The sequence below is a fragment of the Arthrobacter sp. UYCu511 genome (genome assembly GCF_040547105.1).
In the GTDB taxonomy this organism is placed as follows: Bacteria; Actinomycetota; Actinomycetes; order Actinomycetales; family Micrococcaceae; genus Specibacter; species Specibacter psychrochitiniphilus.
This window is the reverse complement of record NZ_JBEPPB010000002.1, coordinates 474,359-491,975: the sequence shown is the minus strand read 5'-3', so window position 1 is coordinate 491,975 and position 17,617 is coordinate 474,359. Positions and strand designations below refer to the sequence as shown.

General features: G+C 62.6%; 17 protein-coding genes. 6 read left to right on the top strand and 11 right to left on the bottom strand.

The window, feature by feature from the left end; all coding sequences use genetic code 11:
- Positions 1-7: 7 nt before the first annotated feature.
- Positions 8-586 carry a CGNR zinc finger domain-containing protein gene (locus tag ABIB48_RS05520; RefSeq protein ID WP_354212394.1) on the bottom strand — a complete coding sequence of 193 codons (579 nt, stop codon included), beginning with the start codon at positions 584-586 and terminating at the stop codon, positions 8-10.
- A gap of 54 nt (positions 587-640) precedes the next feature.
- Between ABIB48_RS05520 and ABIB48_RS05515 the strand changes: the two genes are divergently transcribed.
- Positions 641-1,741 carry an EamA family transporter gene (locus ABIB48_RS05515; protein ID WP_354212365.1) on the top strand — a complete coding sequence of 367 codons (1,101 nt, stop codon included), beginning with the start codon at positions 641-643 and terminating at the stop codon, positions 1,739-1,741.
- Here ABIB48_RS05515 and ABIB48_RS05510 read toward each other — a convergent pair.
- The 5 genes from ABIB48_RS05510 to ABIB48_RS05490 all read right to left on the bottom strand — a co-directional run bounded on the left by ABIB48_RS05510 (position 1,715) and on the right by ABIB48_RS05490 (position 5,514).
- On the bottom strand, positions 1,715-4,090 hold the full coding sequence (locus ABIB48_RS05510; RefSeq protein WP_354212364.1) for a heavy metal translocating P-type ATPase: 2,376 nt from the start codon (positions 4,088-4,090) through the stop codon (positions 1,715-1,717). The genes ABIB48_RS05515 and ABIB48_RS05510 overlap by 27 nt on opposite strands.
- A gap of 24 nt (positions 4,091-4,114) precedes the next feature.
- Positions 4,115-4,351: a heavy-metal-associated domain-containing protein gene (locus ABIB48_RS05505; protein ID WP_110105300.1), complete on the bottom strand. Its 237-nt coding sequence runs from the start codon at positions 4,349-4,351 to the stop codon at positions 4,115-4,117.
- Positions 4,352-4,355: 4 nt separating this feature from the next.
- Positions 4,356-4,670, bottom strand: a complete 315-nt coding sequence (locus ABIB48_RS05500) for a metal-sensitive transcriptional regulator (protein ID WP_110105299.1) — start codon at positions 4,668-4,670, stop codon at positions 4,356-4,358.
- 215 nt (positions 4,671-4,885) lie between these two features.
- Positions 4,886-5,194 carry an MFS transporter gene (locus ABIB48_RS05495; RefSeq protein ID WP_211315091.1) on the bottom strand — a complete coding sequence of 103 codons (309 nt, stop codon included), beginning with the start codon at positions 5,192-5,194 and terminating at the stop codon, positions 4,886-4,888.
- The gene (locus tag ABIB48_RS05490; protein WP_354212363.1) at positions 5,191-5,514 is read right to left on the bottom strand and encodes an MFS transporter; all 324 of its coding nucleotides are present in this window, start codon (positions 5,512-5,514) and stop codon (positions 5,191-5,193) included. Before ABIB48_RS05490 ends, ABIB48_RS05495 begins: the two co-directional genes overlap by 4 nt.
- Before the next feature lie 123 nt (positions 5,515-5,637).
- Here ABIB48_RS05490 and ABIB48_RS05485 point away from each other — a divergent pair, with 123 nt between their 5' ends.
- Together ABIB48_RS05485 and ABIB48_RS05480 are read left to right on the top strand one after the other, a co-directional pair.
- The gene (locus ABIB48_RS05485; protein WP_354212362.1) at positions 5,638-6,762 is read left to right on the top strand and encodes a WD40/YVTN/BNR-like repeat-containing protein; all 1,125 of its coding nucleotides are present in this window, start codon (positions 5,638-5,640) and stop codon (positions 6,760-6,762) included.
- A 12-nt stretch (positions 6,763-6,774) separates the two neighbouring features.
- Positions 6,775-7,062 carry a MoaD/ThiS family protein gene (locus ABIB48_RS05480; protein WP_110105297.1) on the top strand — a complete coding sequence of 96 codons (288 nt, stop codon included), beginning with the start codon at positions 6,775-6,777 and terminating at the stop codon, positions 7,060-7,062.
- A gap of 207 nt (positions 7,063-7,269) precedes the next feature.
- Here ABIB48_RS05480 and ABIB48_RS05475 read toward each other — a convergent pair whose 3' ends face one another.
- From ABIB48_RS05475 to ABIB48_RS05460, 4 genes are read right to left on the bottom strand one after another with little or no spacing between them, the layout of a single operon-like run.
- On the bottom strand, positions 7,270-8,319 hold the full coding sequence (locus ABIB48_RS05475; RefSeq protein WP_354212361.1) for an NAD(P)-dependent alcohol dehydrogenase: 1,050 nt from the start codon (positions 8,317-8,319) through the stop codon (positions 7,270-7,272).
- Between the two features lie 4 nt (positions 8,320-8,323).
- Complete coding sequence (locus tag ABIB48_RS05470) at positions 8,324-9,208, bottom strand: carbohydrate ABC transporter permease (RefSeq protein ID WP_315913835.1); 885 nt, start codon at positions 9,206-9,208, stop codon at positions 8,324-8,326.
- A gap of 3 nt (positions 9,209-9,211) precedes the next feature.
- Entirely contained in the window at positions 9,212-10,177 is a 966-nt protein-coding gene (locus tag ABIB48_RS05465; RefSeq protein ID WP_315913836.1) for a carbohydrate ABC transporter permease, read from the bottom strand.
- Positions 10,177-11,487, bottom strand: coding sequence for an ABC transporter substrate-binding protein (locus ABIB48_RS05460; RefSeq protein WP_354212360.1), 1,311 nt, complete (start codon positions 11,485-11,487; stop codon positions 10,177-10,179). The genes ABIB48_RS05465 and ABIB48_RS05460 overlap by 1 nt, the downstream gene beginning before the upstream one ends.
- A gap of 226 nt (positions 11,488-11,713) precedes the next feature.
- Here ABIB48_RS05460 and ABIB48_RS05455 point away from each other — a divergent pair, with 226 nt between their 5' ends.
- Positions 11,714-12,667 carry a sugar-binding transcriptional regulator gene (locus ABIB48_RS05455; protein WP_354212359.1) on the top strand — a complete coding sequence of 318 codons (954 nt, stop codon included), beginning with the start codon at positions 11,714-11,716 and terminating at the stop codon, positions 12,665-12,667.
- A complete protein-coding gene (gene xylB / locus ABIB48_RS05450) occupies positions 12,664-14,097 on the top strand; it encodes a xylulokinase (RefSeq protein WP_354212358.1) in 1,434 nt (477 codons plus the stop codon). The genes ABIB48_RS05455 and xylB overlap by 4 nt, the downstream gene beginning before the upstream one ends.
- Before the next feature lie 99 nt (positions 14,098-14,196).
- On the opposite strand, the gene ABIB48_RS05445 is transcribed toward xylB, so the two are convergent.
- Positions 14,197-15,678 (bottom strand): mannitol dehydrogenase family protein, encoded by a 1,482-nt coding sequence (locus tag ABIB48_RS05445; RefSeq protein ID WP_354212357.1) that lies wholly within the window; start codon positions 15,676-15,678, stop codon positions 14,197-14,199.
- A gap of 170 nt (positions 15,679-15,848) precedes the next feature.
- Here ABIB48_RS05445 and ABIB48_RS05440 point away from each other — a divergent pair, with 170 nt between their 5' ends.
- Positions 15,849-17,597 carry a pyruvate dehydrogenase gene (locus ABIB48_RS05440; protein ID WP_354212356.1) on the top strand — a complete coding sequence of 583 codons (1,749 nt, stop codon included), beginning with the start codon at positions 15,849-15,851 and terminating at the stop codon, positions 17,595-17,597.
- Positions 17,598-17,617: the final 20 nt, after the last annotated feature.

Genomic DNA, 17,617 nt, shown 5'->3' with positions numbered 1-17,617 from the left:
GGTGTGTTTAAGGGAGTTTCTCGGTGCTGGACTTACGGCGGCGGTACGCTGCCACGTGGGCGCGGTTGCCACAATTGCCGGTCTCGCAGTAGCGGCGCGAACGGTTCTTGGATAGATCGATCACCACGGCGCTACAATTCGGAGCGGCGCACACCTTTAGCCGGGCCAGCTCCTTACCGCGGATGACGTCTACCAGAGCCATGGCCGCCTCGACTCCCATGCGTTGGGCCAGGGGAGCGGCCGGTGCCGTGGCGTGCAAGTGCCAATCCCACTGGTCATGCTTGACCAGTTGGGGCAGGGCGTGAGCGCGGGCCAGCAGGTTGTTGACCATACTTGCCGCACCATCCTCGTCCGCAGTAAAAATATTGCGTAATTCGGTGCGCATTTCGCGCACAGCATCCACTTCGGCCAGGGAGTGTTCGCGGGATCCGGTGAACTGTTCTTGGAGTATGAAGGCATCCAGTTCGGACACGGTTTCCAAGGTGTCAGGCCCGGAAGGACCATCCTCGGCGACTGTGGTGGGGGCGGTGTTGATCAAATTCACGGCAGAGAGCAACGCTATCTCCGTGTCATGACTAAAGACCATATTGACTCCTGACAAGCCTCGAGGGTAATGTCACTAGCATAACGCTCTTCACTCATGACTCTTTGGATTTACGTGACTACCTCAACAACTTCCAGCCCCTCTTCCGCCATTGGTGCACGCACGGCCATGGCGTCCCCAGCTTTGGTCATCGCTTTGGTCTCGGCAGCGGCTTTCGCGTTGTCCGGCCCCTTTGCGAAATCGCTCTTCGATGTGGGCTGGTCCCCGGGAGCAGCCGTCGCTGCGCGCATTGGGGGCGCCGCCGTCGTACTTCTAATTCCGGTGATTATCACGCTGGTGCGGCGCTGGGCCAAGGTCAAGGGATCGTTGGGGCGGATAGCTATTTACGGTGTGGTGCCCATTGCGCTGTGTCAGCTTTTTTACTTCAATGCCGTCCAGCACCTCTCAGTGGGGGTGGCGCTGCTACTTGAGTACCTCTCGCCCGTGCTGCTGGTGGGGTGGGCGTGGATCATTACCCGGCACCGGCCGCGGCTGCTGACCATTGTGGGTGCCGCTTGCGCCATGGCCGGATTGGTTCTGGTGCTGGATCTGGCGGGCAGCCAAAAGGTCAGTGTTGAGGGTGTTTTGTGGGGGCTGGCGGCCGCCGTGTGTTCGGCCGTGTACTTCATCATGTCGGCACGTGCCGATGACCACGTCCCTCCTGTCCTCATGGCAGGCGGTGGCATGGCGGTGGGCGCGCTGATGATCCTGGGGCTGGGCGCGGCGGGGATTCTGCCCATGGTCTTTAACTTCAACAACCCGGTGTTTGCCGGAGCCCAAGTGCACTGGCTGGTGCCGGTGCTGGGCCTGGTGCTGGTCACCACTGTTTTTGCGTACCTGATGGGGATCGTGGCAACCCGGGGGCTGGGGTCCAAAGTGGCCTCATTTTTGGCCCTCTTTGAGGTGCTCTTCGCCGTGATCTGGGCGTGGATTTTGCTGGGCGAAATGCCGAGGGCCATCCAACTTCTGGGAGGTGTGGCCATCATGGGTGGCGTGATTTTGGTGCGGCTGGACGAACTGCGCGGCTCGCCCCGGCGAGGGCCCACATTTGTTGTGGAGCTCGACGCCGGGGGGATCCCCGGCCTTACTGCCCCGGGTGCGCAAGAGCCGCCGGCGCAAGCGCCTGCGGTACTACCGGCCGAAGCGGCGCAGCCGTAGCGAGTTTGCCACCACCAGCACGGAGCTGGCGGCCATGGCGGCACCGGCAATCATTGGGTTCAGCAGTCCCAGTGCGGCCACGGGGATGCCGATGGCGTTGTAGAAGAAGGCCCAGAACAAATTCACCTTGATGGTGCCCAGCGTTTTACGGGACAGCGCTATGGCCGTGGCTACCTGGCCCAGTTCGCTGCCCATGACCGTCAGATCGGCGGCCGCGATGGCCACGTCCGTGCCCGATCCCATGGCGATGCCAAGGTCTGCCTGCGCCAGGGCCGGGGCATCGTTGACACCGTCACCGGCCATGGCCACGATGGCCCCGGCCGCCTGCAGCTTCTTGACGGCCTCAACCTTGCCCTCGGGCAGCACGTCCGCGAACACATCCTCGGCCGCGATGCCCACCGCGGCGGCAACCTGTGCGGCCACGGTGGCGTTGTCGCCGGTCAACAGGATGGGGCGCAGACCCAGGGACTTCAGCGTGGCGATGGCTTCCTTGGACCCGGCCTTGATGGTGTCCTTGAGCGCAATCAGCCCGGCCGCCTCGCCGTCCACGGCCACCCAAATGGCGGTGGTGCCACGTTGTTGCTGGTTTAGCAGTTCTGCCTTGGCCGCGTCGGAAAGTTCGACGGCGTTTTCCTCCAGCCAGCCTGCCCTTCCGGCTAGCACGGTGCGGCCCTCGATCACGGCCCGGACACCGCCGCCGGGAGCTGACATGAAGTCCACAACTTCGGCGAGTGTGCCGCCTTCGCCTGCCTGTTCATGGGCGTGGGCCGTAATGGCGTGGGCAATGGGGTGCTCACTGTGGGACTCAACCGCCCCTGCCAGTCGCAGCACTTCAGAGGCAGGCACCTGGGTGAGCGGGACGACGTCGACCACGGCCAACCGGCCCTGCGTGACGGTGCCGGTCTTGTCCAAAAGGATGGTGTCCACCGTGCGGGTGTCCTCGAGGACCTGCGGACCCTTGATGAGGATGCCGAGCTGGGCGGCGCGGCCGGTGCCGGTGAGCAGGCCCACCGGGGTGGCCAGGCCAAGCGCACAGGGGCAGGCAATGATCAGCACGGCCACGGCCGCTGTGAATGCGGACGCGATATCACCGCTGAGCAGTAGCCACAGGGTGAACGTGATGACGGCAATGACGAGCACCACCGGCACAAACACGGCGCTGATACGGTCCGCGAGCCGGGCGATGGGAGCCTTCGATGCCTGTGCGTCGCTGACCAGCTTGCCCATCTGGGCCAGCGTAGTTTCACTGCCTACGCGGGTGGCGCGCACCAGCAGACGGCCGTCCGTGTTGATGGTGGCACCGGTGACGGGGTCGCCGGCACTCACGTCCACAGGCAGGGATTCGCCCGTGATGAGCGAGGTGTCGATGGCCGAAGAGCCGTCGGTCACGACGCCGTCTGTGGCGATCTTCTCGCCGGGGCGGACCACGAAGATTTCATCCACTGCTAGTTCGTTGGCGGGGACTTTCACCTCGACGCCGTCGCGCAGCACCGTGGCTTCCTTGGCGCCTAGGCTCAGCAGCGCCTTGAGGGCATCGCCGGCCTTCGCCTTGGCTTTCGCCTCCAAGTACCGGCCAAGGAGTAGGAACGTGACAACTACAGCAGAGACTTCAAAGTAGAGCGGGGCGTGCCCCGCCATTGCGCTGCCGTGCTCCGTCAGCAGGGGGTTCAGTCCCAGCTCCACGGCGGAGAACAGGAACGCTGCGCTGACGCCGATGGAGACCAGCGTGTCCATGGTGGAAGCGAAGTGGCGGGCATTGATGGCTGCCGCGCGGTGGAACGGCCAGGCCGACCACGTCACCACCGGCAGGGTCAGGATGCCGACAACCCAGCCCCAATGCGGGAACTGCAGGGACGGGAACATGGAGACCAGGAAGACCGGGACGGTCAGAATGGCGGCCAGGATCAGGCGCGGGCGCAGCGTTTCCGCCGTGCCGCCGTGCGCCATATGGTTTTCGTGGTCCACATGGTTTTCGTGGTTTTCGTGGTTCGAATGGTCGGTGCCGTGGTGCGCGCCATCGGTTTCGGCGCCCTCTTGCGCGGCACCCGGGTGGGGGTGCTGCGGGAGGCGGGCTCCGGCGTCGTGCTTAATGGCGGGAGGATTCTTGAGCCGGGCCTTGTAGCCGGTGGCGTTGACGGTGTCGATGATTTGTTGGTCGGTAATGCCGGCGGGGACCGTGACAGCAGCGCTTTCCAGGGGCAGGTTCACGGCAGCGCTGACGCCTTCAAGTTTGCCCAACTTGCGCTCAACCCGGCTGACGCACGAGGCACAGGTCATGCCTTCGATGTCGATCTCGACCATGCGGGGGCCGGGTGTGGCGGTTTGGGACAAAATGTTTGAGGCGCTCATGGCGCTCCTTAAGGAGTTGGTGGGTTAGGCGTTGTTGGCGACGACGAGGTAGCCGGCCTCGGCAACGGCCTCGCTGATTTCGCTGGGCTCAAGAGTGAGCGTGGAGGTGATGGTGACTTCGGAAATGCCGCCCTTATTGAGCTCGACGGAGACGTTTTCCACGCCCTTGAGGCTGGTGAGTTCCTCGGTGACGGAGCTGACGCAGTGCCCGCAGGTCATGCCTGAAACGTTGATGGTGGTGGTGTGGCTGCTGTTGCTCATGTGGCTAGCTCCTGAGTAGGCGGGAAATGGCGGCGGTGGCTTCGGAAACCTTGTCGGAGACGATCTCCGGGTTTCCTGTTTCTGCGGATTCATGGGCGGCGTTGACCACGCAGTGCGCAATGTGGTCTTCCAGTAGGCCGATACTGACGGCGTGGAGGGCCTTGTTGACGGCGGCCATCTGGGTGAGGATGTCGATGCAGTACTTGTCCTCCTCAATCATCCGGGCGATGCCGCGCACCTGTCCTTCGGCACGTTTGAGTCGGCGAAGGTACGCCTGTTTTTCCTCGGTGTAACCGTAGCTGTGATCTTCTGTGCTCATATTCCGAATTTATACCCCCATAGGGTATACGTCAAGTACCCCTAGGGGGTATGCGTTGAACGTCACGCCCGGCGCTCGGGGGTGTGCCGGTGGGTCGGCGCTACCGCCCCCCGTTTCCGCGCCCGCTAGACGGGGCGCGAATGTGGGGGACGGTAGCGGCGGGCTCAGGCGCGGTGGCGGAGGAGGGTGCAGGCGAGGAGGTTATGCAGCACCTGTCAGGGGGTAGGTTCCTCGAGCAGGTGGCTGATGCGTGCCGTGCTGGCCCGGGCCCATGACGTTGTGGACGCGATGCCCAAGGCAGCAATGGCCAGGCCGAGCGGGTCAAAGCTGCGGGCCTTGGCCGCCCGGGACTCCGGCACAAACAGGGCGGTGAGCACAATCGCAGCCACGCCAATGGGGATGTTAATCACGAACACGGACCGCCAACCAACAGATTGGGTCAGGAAGCCGCCTACGAGAGGGCCGAAACCCATGGACACACCCACCACGGCTCCCCACGTACCAATGGCCCGGGCAAAGATCAAAAATCCAATGGACGGGCCAGGCTGCACAGCAGTGAACCGAGGCTGAACGTGAGAAGCCCCAGCTGAAAAATTCGCCGCCTGTCGAACCTGTCTGCCACGGAACCGGACACCATGAGAAAACCGGCAAGCGCCAGCAAGTATGCGTCAACCGTCCATTGCAGCCCCGACACCGACGTTTCGAATTCCCGCCCAATCGTGGGCAGGGCAACGTTGACGATCGTGGCGTCCATGGACACAATCAGCAGGCTCAGGCAGCAGATCGCCAGCACCAGCGACTTCGGTGCCGGCTTTCTCGGCGGGTTAGCAGTAGTTGAGCGCATGTACCCACTGTCAGTTCCGGGACAGGAGCTGTCAACCGGGCCGGGAGCCGCGGGAACGTGGGCGCATAAGTTACCGGCGGGGAACCATTGCCGTACCTAGGCGGCAGTGGTCGAATTTAACCCATGGAAAATAGCGAAGCAGCAGACACCTCGCACCCCGGAAGCAGTCATCTACTGGCCGTAGGCACCAAGAAAGGGCTGTGGCTGGGCTTGAGCCAGGACCGTAAAAATTATGAATTTACCGGCCCGCATTTCCTGATGCAGGAGATTCCCAGCATCGGCATCGATACCAGAGGAGGCCGCACCCGCATCCTGGTGGGGCTGCGCAGTGAACACTGGGGTCCTACCGTTGCGCACTCGGATGATCTTGGTGCCACGTGGCAGGAGCCTGAGCGCGGAGCCATCACCTTTCCCCCGGACACGGGAAGTGCGCTGGAACGGGTGTGGCAGATCCAGCCCGATTCCGCGGACCGTCCCGGTGTTGTCTGGGCCGGCTGCGAACCCATTTCCGTGTGGAAGTCCACAGACAGTGGCGAACATTTTGAGCTCAACCGCGGTCTCTGGGATCATCCTCACCGGACCGAGTGGGGTGCCGGATACGGGGGAGCGGCGGCGCATACGGTCCTGCCAAGCCCCGCGGATCCCACCACCATCCACGTCGCCATGAGCACCGGCGGGGTATACCGCAGCACCGATGGCGGTGCGTCCTGGCAGCCCCGGAACAAGGGCATAGGTGCGCAATTCCTGCCGGTTGAGACACCGGAGTTCGGACAATGCGTGCACAAAATTGCCCGGGATTCCAACCACCCTGAGGTATTGTTCGCGCAAAACCACGGAGGTGTCTACCGTAGCGCCAATAACGGCGACAGCTGGGACTACATTGCCCAGCAGCTGCCCGCAGATTTTGGCTTCACCATCCTCACCCACCCCCACCGTTCAGACACCGCCTGGGTCATCCCCATCAAGGCCGACGCTGAGCGCATTCCCCCGGAAGGGAAACTTGCTGTGCACAGGACGGACGACGGCGGGGCGTCGTGGACATCTTTTACTGACGGACTCCTGGAGCCGGAGTACAACGTGGTGCTCCGGGATGCTGCGGCCGTAGACGCTGCCAGCCCGGTTGGGTTGTTCTTCGGCACCCGCGGCGGGACTGTGTACGCCAGTGCTGATGAGGGTGAGTCCTTTGTTCCGGTCCTGCGGCAGTTGCCGGATGTTTTGTGTGTCCGTGCCGCCGGCATTGAACTATGAGCGTGACGGCACATGGGTGAGGTGAGGATCTTGGTGCCAACCCTGCTCCAGCCGCTCGTGGGCGGAAGCGCCGAACTCCGTCTGGAGGTGGGAGCGGGGGCGCCGCTGTCGGAGCTGCTCGATGCAGTTGCCGGTGAGTTCCCCGTATTTGGCCGCAGGGTGCGCGATGAGACGGGAAAGCTGCGCCGCTATGTGAACATCTACCTCGACGGCGATGAGGTACGGCGGCTGGACGGGCTGGAAACACAGATCGCCGCCGGCCAGGAGCTGATGATTATTCAGTCTGTGGCCGGAGGCTGACGCAGACGCTATCTCACCTTTGGTTGGCTAAACGCAGACGCTATCTCACCTTTGGTTGGCTAAACGCAGACGCTATCTCACCTTTGGTTGATAAAACGCGGACGCTATCGCACTCTGCCCAGCTGGGTGCGACAGCGTTGCCGAAAATCCCGCCATTGCTGCGAGAGCGTTCGTAAATAACGCCCCATTGCTGCGAGAGCGTTGGAGTTAGGGGTGGACCATGGCCTTCAACGCTCCTAGGTTGGACCCTGCCAGAAGCGCGCCTTGCACGTCATCCAGTCCGTGAACCGAGGTGACCAGACCGTCCAAATCCACTTGTCCGGACGCTGCCAGTGCAATGGCCGTGGGCCACGTATTCGCATAACGGAAGGTGCCGGTGATGCTGAGCTCGCGACCTTGTAGCAATGGCACGGGCAACGCAACGGTATCCGCCCCCAAGCCCACCAGGACGGCGCGCCCGCGGGGAGCCAGCCGTTCGAGTCCACTCAGAATGGCCCGTTCGGCGCCGCTCGCGTCAATGAACACATCAAACTCGGGCACCACGGGGGGCGGCTCAATGGCAGTAAACGTATGCGTAGCGCCGTATTTTTCGGCCACGGCCAGCCGTTCGGCCCGCACATCGCTCAGGGTCACGGTGGCGCCGGCCAGCTGAGCCACCTTGGAAATGAGCAACCCGATGGGTCCGGCTCCGGCGACCAGGACCGCATCCCCAATCTGGATCTTCCCTGCCGACCGGGCCGCCAAAGCAACGCTCAAGGGTTCGAGCATGGCGGCGCCATCATCACTGATCGAGTCCGGAACCGGGTGGCAGAATGCGGCCGGGTGGATGGCATATTCGCAGAACACCCCGTCAATGGGTGGGGTGGCAAAGAACCGCACGCCGGGATCTAGGTTGTAGCAACCGGCCAGTGACTGTTCAGACAGCGGGTCCGGGATGCCCGGCTCGAGCGAGACGCGCTGACCAACGGACCGGTCGCTGACGCCCGCGCCCAGAGAGGCTATGACGCCGGCCGGTTCATGACCCAGCACCAACGGGGAATCGACAATAAAGGAGCCAATCCTCCCCTCCGCGAAGTAGTGGGTATCGGAGCCGCACACGCCCACCGAGGTGATCCGTACCAGGACCTCGCCCGGACCCGGAGTGGGAACCGGACGCTGCTCTGTGCGCAGCTCACCCTGGCGGACCAGTACGGAAGCGGTCATGGACTCCGGCAGCGTGGCAGCCGGTGCTGGGACGTTTGTTGCTTGAGTATTCATGTGCTTATTTCACCGCACCCATGGATAGTCCGCGAACAAGTTGCTTCTGGGCGATCCAGCCGGCAATGACCACAGGCAGCGACGCCAGTACGGATGCGGCGGATAGCTTGGCCAGGAACAAGCCCTCGCTGGTCATTTGCGAGACCAAGAAAACCGGCACGGTGGAGGCATTAGCGGCCGTGAGGTTCAGTGCGAAGAAGAACTCATTCCACGCGAAGATCACGCAGATCAAAGCTGTGGCAGCCAACCCGGGAGTGACCATCGGCATCAGGATGGTGCGCAAGGTTTTGATCAGGCCCGCTCCATCCATGGAGGCAGCCTCCAGAACTTCTGCAGGAACTTCCTGGAAGAAGGAACGCATCATCCACACCGCGATGGGCAGGTTCATGGCCGTGTACAGCACCACGAGTGTCCAAATGTTGTCCAGGACCTTCAGCTGCCCCGCAATGACATAGATGGGCATGATGACGGCCACCACGGGCAGCATCTTCGTGGAGATGAAGAAGAACAGCACATCGGAGGTCTTCTTCACAGGCCGGATGCTCACCGCATAGGCGGCTGGTACGGCCAGCACAATCACCAAGATGGTGGAGACGCCCGTGGCAATGAGCGAGTTGAGGAAATACGTGCCTGCACCGTTGGCTAGCACGGCCTCAAACTGCTCAAAGGTGGGGACAAAGAAGAACACCGGCGGATTGGACGCGGCGGCCGATTCCGGCTTGAACGCCGTCATGACCAGCCAGATCACAGGGGCGAAGAATACAAAGGCGAGCAGCCACGTGAGGGTGGTGAGAGCGGAACCTGAGAAACGCCGTCGTGCTTCACGAGACTTGCGCTCAGCGGACTTGACGGCCGGGGGAAGACTGGATGGGGTGAGGGTGGTAGTCACGGCTTAGTCCTTTGCGTCAAAGCTGCGGAAGATCAGGCGGAGGGCGAACGTGGCGATGATGATGGTGGCAATGACAACCACCACGCCCATTGCGGCGGCCTGGCCAATGTCGAAGCCCAGGAAGGCCCGCTGGTAGATGTAGAACGGCAGGTTGGCGCTGGCAGTGCCGGGCCCGCCGGCCGTCATGAGGTAGATCTGGTCGAAGGTGTTGACCACGTAAATGGTGCCCAGCAGCACGCCGAGTTCAATGTAGCGGCGCAGTTGGGGCAGGGTGACCCAGAAGAACGTCTTCGTCCAGCCGGCGCCGTCGATCTGGGCCGCCTCAAGCACATCCTTGGGTTGGGACTGCAGCCCGGCCAGTACCAGCAGCATGGTGAACGGGGTCCACTGCCAGACCAGCGCCATGAGGATGGAGACAATAGGGTGCGACGCCGTCCAATCGACGGGCGGGATGCCCACCAGGGAGATCACCCAGTTCACCAGGCCGAAGCTCGGGTTCAGCATGGAGATGCTCCACAGCGTGGCTCCGGCAACCGGCATGATCAAAAACGGGGTGATGAGCATGGTGCGCACCACTCCCTGACCGCGGAATTTGCGGTCCAGAAGGAGGGCGAAGATGATGCCCAACACCATGGCGAAGAAGACACAGCCCAAGGTTATGAGGATGCTGTTCAGTGCAGAGCTGCGGAACGTGGAATCCATGAAGATGTCCACGTAGTTCGTCAGGCCGATGAACTGGTTGCCGTCGGGGCGCAACAGGTTCCAGTTGCGCAGTGAGTACCAAATGGTAACGAGGAAGGGTAGTTGAGTGATGACGATGGTGAAGATCAGCGCTGGCAGCAGCGGGCCGCGGCGGCGCCAGCCTTCGGCCTTGGAGATGCCGGGGCCCTGCTGGGGGGCCTTGGCATTCTTGGCGCTCTGGCGGGCGTGTTGTTTGAGGTTGTGTTGGTCAACCAGCGTGTTCGCCATTACTTGCCTCCTTCTTGGTAGGACTTGGCAACGGGTTCGGCATACTGCTGGGCCTGTTTGAGTGCCTCATCAACGGATTTTTGGCCGGCAATGGCGGCCGAGATTTGCTGGCTGACCCGGGTGCCCAGGTCCTGGAATTCCGGGATTCCCACAAATTGCAGGCCCGGGTAAGGGACGGGGTTGACCATGGAGGTGGCCTGCTTGGCGCCGTACATGGCATCAAGTGTCGGCTTGGCGTAGGCCTTGGCAACAGCGGCGTATTCAGGGATCTCATAGGTGGACTGGCGGCTGCCGGGCGGCACCCGCTCCCAGCCAATCTCGTTGCCTACTAGCTTGATGTAGTCCTTGTTGGTCATCCAGGAAATGAAGTCCCAGGCGGCGTCCTTGTGCTTGCTGGTGGAGGGGATGGCCAGCGACCAGCTGTACAGCCAGCCGGCTTCCTCTGTCTTTTCCACGGGTGCCGGAGCGTACTTTGACTTCCCGGCAACCAACGACGACGACGGGTCCTCAATGCTGGAGACCATGGCCGTGGCGTCGTACCACATGGCCGCCTTACCCTGACTGTAGCGGGTGATGCAGTCGCCGTAGCCGCTGGTTGCGGCTCCCGGCTGGCCGGCGTCGTGCAGCAGGTCAACGTAATCTGTGACGGCAGCCTTGACCTCGGGAGAGTCCAGCTTCGCGTTCCAGTCCGTGTCGAACCACTGGCCGCCATAGGTGTTGATGACGGTGTCTAGCGGGGCCATGACCTCGCCCCAACCGGCCAGGCCGCGCAGGCAGATGCCGGCGAAGTCCTTGGTGGGGTCGTTCAACTTGCGGGCGATGGCGCCGATCTCATCCCAGGTGGGGTGCTCCGGCATGGTGATGCCGGCTTCCTTGAACAAGTCCTCGCGGTAGACAACAAAGGAAGACTCGCCGTAAAACGGCACCGAGTACATATCACCTTGGTAGCTGAGGGCATCCTTTATTGTGGGGATGAAGTCCTCGGTGTCGTAGCCTTCGGTGGCATCGGCTGCGGGCTGTAGATTGTCAATCCAACCGTTTGCCGCCCACATTTCGGTCTCGTAGTTGGAGATCATGACGACGTCGAATTCGCCACCGCCGGTGGCCACGGATGCGGTGATCTTGGCCCGGGCCTCATTTTCCGGCAGGGTGACGAATTTGACGTTTACTCCGGGGTGTTTTGCCTTGAAGTCATCCTGTAGGGAGACGGCATCCTTCATCTGCGGGTTGGCCACAATGGCAACAACAATAGACTCCTGTGCTGCGCCAGCGGGGGTACAGCCGCTGAGCGCAAGTGCTGCTGCGGACATGGCCGCCAGCCAGATCGGGGGCCGGGTGGCAAGTGCAGGCCGGTCTTTCGGGCGGTTAGCGGCCTTAGCTCGGAATGGGGGGAACTTCATCGGTCACTCTCAATCTCGTTGCTCATTTGAGAACATGATCTTGCTCATTTGTTAAGTGACTCTAGTCATATATACTCATTTGAGCAAGAGCATTGGCTCAAATGTTTCACATGAAGTCAGTTGAGGAAGGTGCGCAATGCCTGAAATCTCCCATGAGGAGCTGCTTGCCCGCATTGGGCAGGCCTATTACCTAGATAGTCGTTCCAAGGTGGAGATCGCCACTGAACATGGCATCTCGCGTTTCCAAGTGGCACGGTTTCTGGACGAGGCGCGAGCCGCGGGCATAGTGCACATTGAAATTCGCCGTACCGGGCGCCACACGGCGGTGGACGCTGCGGCGCTCGCCGCAACCCTCGGGCTGCAGCGCGTGGTGGTGGTCAACACGCTCGATGACGACTTCGCGCAAAGAGACCTCCAAGCTCAGGCAGTGGCGTCGGAACTCATGGCAGAAGTCCATAAGGGAATGACGGTGGGCATCTCCTGGTCGCGCACCCTGGATCTGGCCGCCCGGCATGTCAAAGAGCTGCCGCCTTGTAATATTGTCCAGCTTGCCGGTGCGCTGCCTGTCCCGGGAGCAGGTAATCCGCTGGAAATCATCCAGCGGCTGGGGCGTTTAGGTGGCGGGACCACTTGGCCCATGTGGGCACCGCTGGTTGTTGACAGCGCCGCTACAGCATCAGGGCTTCGCCGGCAGCCGGAAATTGCGGATGCCATGGCCAAGGCTGATGCTCTGGATCTGGCATTTGTTGCCATTGGTGCCTGGGCCCCCAACCTCTCCACCGTCTGGGACCGCGTGGATAACTCCTCACGCCAGGACGGCATTGCCAAGGGTGCCGTGGCTGAATGCTCCGGACGGCTGATAGCGGCGGACGGCTCTGCGGTAGCTGCAGAGCTCGACGCGCGGATCCTCTCCGTGACCCTCAAGCAGCTTCAACGCACGCCCAAGGTCATTGCCGTTGCCCAAGGCGAAGCCCGCGCCGACGCCGTACGGGCCTGTATTGCCGCCGGTATTGTTCACACGCTGGTGGTTGATGAGTCTCTCGCCTTGGCGTTACAGGCATCAGCTGATGAAGAAGGAGCCTTGGTTTGAGCGAGAAAATGAGTGCAGCCAAGGCTTCCGGCCAGTTGGTGGTGGGCATTGACTCCTCCACGCAGTCTTGCAAGGTGGTGGCAATAGAGCTGGCCACTGGGGTGCAAGTGGCTACCGCATCTGCCGCGCACCCGGACGGCACCTTTCTTGATCCACGGCTGTGGACCGCTGCGCTAGAAGAAGCCTGGGCGGCGGCCGGCATTGCCGCCTTGGCAGGCAAAGTGGCGGCAGTGGCTGTGGCCGCGCAGCAGCACGGCATGGTGGCTGTGGATGCAGAGAATGTGCCTGTCCATGACGCGCTGTTGTGGAATGACATCCGCAGCGCCGAGGAGGCCAGCACCATGGTTGCCGAGCTGGGAGCCCAGACGTGGATTGACGCCGTCAATGTGCTCCCCGTGGCCTCATTTACGCTAACCAAGTTGGCGTGGCTTGCCCGCAACCGGCCTGCTGCGGCCGCCCGGGTGAGAACCGTGGGGCTGCCGCACGACTGGCTGAACCTGCAATTGACCGGCTCGTGGAGCACCGATCGCAGTGATGCCACCGGGACGGCCTATTTTGACCCGCTGAGCAACGGCTACCGGCATGAACTTTTGGAGCAATTTTTTGGCGGTGTCCCTGAGCTGCCACCGGTCCTTGACCCGGAGGCAAGTGCCGGGACGCTGCTGCCGTGCTGGGGCGAAAGTGCCGCCGTGGTGGGGGCAGGTATGGGGGATAACGCCGGGGCTGCGTTGGGTCTGGAGCTGGCGCCGGGGGAGATTGTGGTTTCAATCGGCACCTCTGGCACTGTTTTTGCCGTCTCTGAGCACCCCATTCATGATGTCAGTGGCCAGATAGCTGGTTTCGCTGATGCCACGGGGCGGCACCTGCCCCTGCTAGCCATGATCAACTCGGCCCGCGTCATGGCGGCCGGCGCCCACATGCTCAATGTGGATTTGGCCGAGTTTGACCGGCTGGCGCTCGCCGCCGCGCCAGATGCTGACGGCCTGACGCTGCTGCCGTACCTTGACGGGGAACGTACGCCCAACCTTCCCGACGCCACGGGTACGCTGGTTGGGCTGACCCGGACCAACATGACGGCTGAAAACATGGCGAGGGCCTCCGTGCTGGCCGTGCTGAACTCGCTGGCCGACGGCCTGGATACCCTTGCCGCTTCAGGGGTTCCAGTTGAGCGGGTGCTGCTCATTGGTGGCGGCTCGAAGTCAAGGGCGCTGCGCGAAGCTGCCGCAACTGTGTTTGCTGTTCCCGTGGATGTCCCTGAGCCTCGCGAGTATGTTGCTCTGGGAGCCGCGCGGCAGGCTGCCTGGGCTGCCACGGGGGAGCTTCCTGTCTGGGGCCGCCGGATTGAGGAGTCCTTCATGCCCGACGGCGGCTGGGGCGCCCAGGTGCGCGAGCGGTACACGGCTGCGCGAAAGTCCGTGTACGGAGTGTAGTTAAACACCGCCACATTAAAATCTGCGCCCGCCCCCCGCATCTGCCCCCGTTAGACCGGGCGCAGATTTGGGAGGCGGGCGCGGGAAGCGCCGGGGAGGTTAGCGCCCCAAATTCACCAGCTCCGCAACGGCCGCGCGGGCGCCCTTGCTGTGCAGAGTGTCCAGAGTGCGCAGGTACGCCTCGGTGAACCGTTCGTTGTCCACGAGGTCTCCAAATACGTCCCGGTTGCGCAGGAAGGCGAGCTTGTCTGTGCCCTGCTGCGCCGCGGCCGCCATGAGCGGTTCCTTGAGCCTGTCGACAACGGTAATTGATTGCCCCGACTCGTCCGTCCCTTCGGCATAGCGGGCCCAGGAGGCGACGATGCCGGCGGAACGGGCGATGGCGGCGTCGTTCTTCAGGTTGATCCACACCACCGGCACCAGCCACTTGGGAATCCTGTCCGAACTCTCGGCGCACAGCCGGGCCAAGGTGTCGCGGACGTGCTCGTTGGCGAAGCGCTCAATGAGCGTGTTTTTGTACAGCTGAAGGTCCACACCGGGCAGCGGGGAGAGCGCCGGCGTGCCCTCAAGGTCCATGTAGTCCAGCAGGAACTGCACAAAGAGCGGGTCCTGGGCCACCTGGTGCGCGTACTCGTAGCCGGCCAGGACGCCGAAGTAGCACAGGGCCTGGTGGCTGGCATTGAGCAGGCGAAGCTTCATGAGCTCATACGGCTCCACGTCCTCAACAAGCTGCACACCGGCGTCCTCGTAGGGCGGGCGGCCCAGCGTGAAGTGGTCCTCCAAAACCCATTGCTCGAAGGGCTCGCACACCACGGGCCACTCGTCCACGATGCCGAATTCCTTGGCAATGGCGGTGCGGTCGGCGTCGGCTGTGACGGGCGTGATGCGGTCCACCATGGAGTTGGGGAACGTGACATTCTCACGCATCCAAGCGGCCAGCTCCGGGTCCCGCAGCTGCGCAAACGCCGTGAACATCTTCTTGGCCACATCGCCGTTGCCCTGGATATTGTCACAGGACATCACGGTGAACGGGGCAATTCCACGGGCTCGACGGCGGGAGAGTGCCTCTGTGATCAGGCCAAACGTTGTGCGCGGGGCCGCGTTTGGGGCCAGATCGTGAATCACATCCGGGTTGCCGGCGTCGAATTCACCCGTGACGTGGTGGAAGTTGTAGCCGCCCTCCGTCACGGTGAGCGAGACGATGCGGGTGTTGGGGCTGGCCATCTTCTCAATGACAGCGTCCGGGTTTGCCGGGGCGAAGAGATACTCCGTGATGGATCCGATCACGCGGGCCTCACGGCGGCCGTCGGGGTGCTTGAGCAACATGGTGTACAGGCAGTCCTGCTGGGCCATGACGTGAGCCATTTTCACATCATGGGGCAGAACGCCCACACCGCAAATGCCCCAGTCGAGTGCCTTGCCTGCGTTCATGAGCCGGTCAATGTACATGGCCTGATGGGCTCGGTGGAAACCGCCCACACCAAAGTGCACGATCCCCGTGGTGACCTTGGCGCGGTCATACTGAGGGACTGCGACATTTTCAGGCAGGCGGCCGAGGTTCTCAGTGGTGAGTTGCGGCATGAGGGGCTCCTTAAAGGCGTGATCTTCATCCCACTGTATCAAATGAGCGCAATGTAACTTCTCATCTGAGCGTGTGGTGAATTTGGGTCGCCTCGATGCGTCGGGTTGGGCGAGGGGCTATATTGGCCAGTATCTGCCCACCCACACCTTGCAGCAGGAAGGTCCCCCCCATGGCCAAGGAACTTGCCACCCAGCTCATTGAACAACTGCAGCTTGCCGGCGTGCAGCGCATTTACGGGATTGTGGGTGACAGCCTGAACCCCCTGGTCGATGCGGTGCGAAAAACCGGCGGCTCCGCCAACGGAGGCATTGACTGGATCCATGTCCGGCATGAGGAGACGGCCGCCTTCGCGGCGGGCGCAGAGGCTCAGCTGACAGGAAACCTAGCCGTGTGCGCTGGATCGTGCGGGCCGGGAAACCTGCACCTGATGAACGGGCTGTATGACGCGAACCGCACAGGGGCACCGGTGCTGGCTATCGCCTCACACATCCCCAGCAAACAAATCGGCAGCAGCTTCTTCCAGGAAACCCACCCGGACCGGATCTTCGAGGAATGCTCGGTGTACTCCGAACTTGTCAGCACGGCAGAACAGGCCCCACGCGTCATGCACAGCGCCATCTCGCATGCGCTGGGCTTGCGCGGGGTAGCCGTTATAACCCTGCCGGGCGACATTGCCAGCCTCCCGGCCAGTGCCCCTACCCCGCAGTGGCAACCATTCACTCGGGCCTCGCTGGTACCTGCCCCCGAAAGTGTCGCCGAGCTTGCCCAAGCCATCAACCAAGCGGATAAGGTGGCAATCTTTGCGGGGGCCGGCGTTGCAGGCGCCCACGATGAAGTCATAGCCCTGGCCGAAAAGATCAAGGCTCCCATTGGGCACAGCCTGCGGGGGAAGGACTTCATCCAGTACGCAAACCCGTACGACATTGGGATGACCGGCCTGCTGGGCTATGGTGCTGCAGCCGAAGGAATTGAAGGCGCTGATTTGCTCATCCTGCTGGGCACCGACTTCCCCTACGACCAATTCCTGCCCGGCACCCGCACCGCACAGGTGGATTGTGCACCTGAGCATCTGGGCCGGCGCACCGACGTGGACATCTGTGTCCACGGCGACGTACTGCCAACCCTGCAGGCCCTCATGCCACTGCTCGAAGCCAAGACGCATTCGAAGTTTCTGGACCAAATACTGAAAAAGCATGACCGGCTCATGAATAAAGCGGTGGGTGCCTATACGCGCAAGGCGGATAAGTTGGTTCCCATTCATCCGGAGTATGCGGCGTCGCTGCTGGATGAAATTGCGGCCGAGGACGCCATCTTCACCGCAGACACGGGCATGTGCAACGTGTGGAGCGCCCGCTACATCAACCCGTTGGGCACCAGGCGCCTCATTGGCTCCTACCTGCATGGCTCCATGGCCAACGCACTGCCGCAGGCCATTGGCGCCCAAGCCGCCCACCCCTCCCGGCAGGTCATCTCCATCTCCGGGGACGGTGGGTTGTCAATGCTGCTCGGCGAATTGATCACGGCCGCGGCCCACAAGCTGCCCGTGAATGTGGTGGTGTTCAACAACTCCACACTAGGCATGGTGAAGCTGGAGATGCTGGTGGACGGGCTGGCCGACTTCGGTGTGGACGTGCCCGACACCAACTATGCGGCCATCGCCACGGCCATGGGGTTCCATGCCATGCGGGTCACCGATCCGGCAGACATTGCCGGCGCCTACCGCGCCGCATTTGCCCACAATGGGCCTTCGCTCGTGGAGCTCATCACCGACCCCAATGCACTGTCCATCCCACCGAAAATCAAGGGCAGTCAGGTCCTTGGCTTCGCCACGGCCATGTCCAAGATCGTGCTGAACAAGGGCGCGGGCGAGGCGGTGAGCATGGCCCGCAGCAACATTCGAAACATCCCCCGCAACTAACCGCGCGCCACAGCGAAAAG

Bases quoted from the DNA above. Each gene is read 5' to 3' on its own strand.
- ABIB48_RS05490 (WP_354212363.1), bottom strand. From the start codon at position 5,514: ATGCGCTCAACTACTGCTAACCCGCCGAGAAAGCCGGCACCGAAGTCG.
- ABIB48_RS05500 (WP_110105299.1), bottom strand. From the start codon at position 4,670: ATGAGCACAGAAGATCACAGCTACGGTTACACCGAGGAAAAACAGGCG.
- ABIB48_RS05520 (WP_354212394.1), bottom strand. From the start codon at position 586: ATGGTCTTTAGTCATGACACGGAGATAGCGTTGCTCTCTGCCGTGAAT.
- ABIB48_RS05485 (WP_354212362.1), top strand. From the start codon at position 5,638: ATGGAAAATAGCGAAGCAGCAGACACCTCGCACCCCGGAAGCAGTCAT.
- ABIB48_RS05510 (WP_354212364.1), bottom strand. From the start codon at position 4,090: ATGAGCGCCTCAAACATTTTGTCCCAAACCGCCACACCCGGCCCCCGC.
- ABIB48_RS05480 (WP_110105297.1), top strand. From the start codon at position 6,775: ATGGGTGAGGTGAGGATCTTGGTGCCAACCCTGCTCCAGCCGCTCGTG.
- ABIB48_RS05455 (WP_354212359.1), top strand. From the start codon at position 11,714: ATGCCTGAAATCTCCCATGAGGAGCTGCTTGCCCGCATTGGGCAGGCC.
- ABIB48_RS05515 (WP_354212365.1), top strand. From the start codon at position 641: ATGACTCTTTGGATTTACGTGACTACCTCAACAACTTCCAGCCCCTCT.
- ABIB48_RS05505 (WP_110105300.1), bottom strand. From the start codon at position 4,351: ATGAGCAACAGCAGCCACACCACCACCATCAACGTTTCAGGCATGACC.
- ABIB48_RS05475 (WP_354212361.1), bottom strand. From the start codon at position 8,319: ATGAATACTCAAGCAACAAACGTCCCAGCACCGGCTGCCACGCTGCCG.
- ABIB48_RS05465 (WP_315913836.1), bottom strand. From the start codon at position 10,177: ATGGCGAACACGCTGGTTGACCAACACAACCTCAAACAACACGCCCGC.
- ABIB48_RS05460 (WP_354212360.1), bottom strand. From the start codon at position 11,487: ATGTCCGCAGCAGCACTTGCGCTCAGCGGCTGTACCCCCGCTGGCGCA.
- ABIB48_RS05440 (WP_354212356.1), top strand. From the start codon at position 15,849: ATGGCCAAGGAACTTGCCACCCAGCTCATTGAACAACTGCAGCTTGCC.
- ABIB48_RS05445 (WP_354212357.1), bottom strand. From the start codon at position 15,678: ATGCCGCAACTCACCACTGAGAACCTCGGCCGCCTGCCTGAAAATGTC.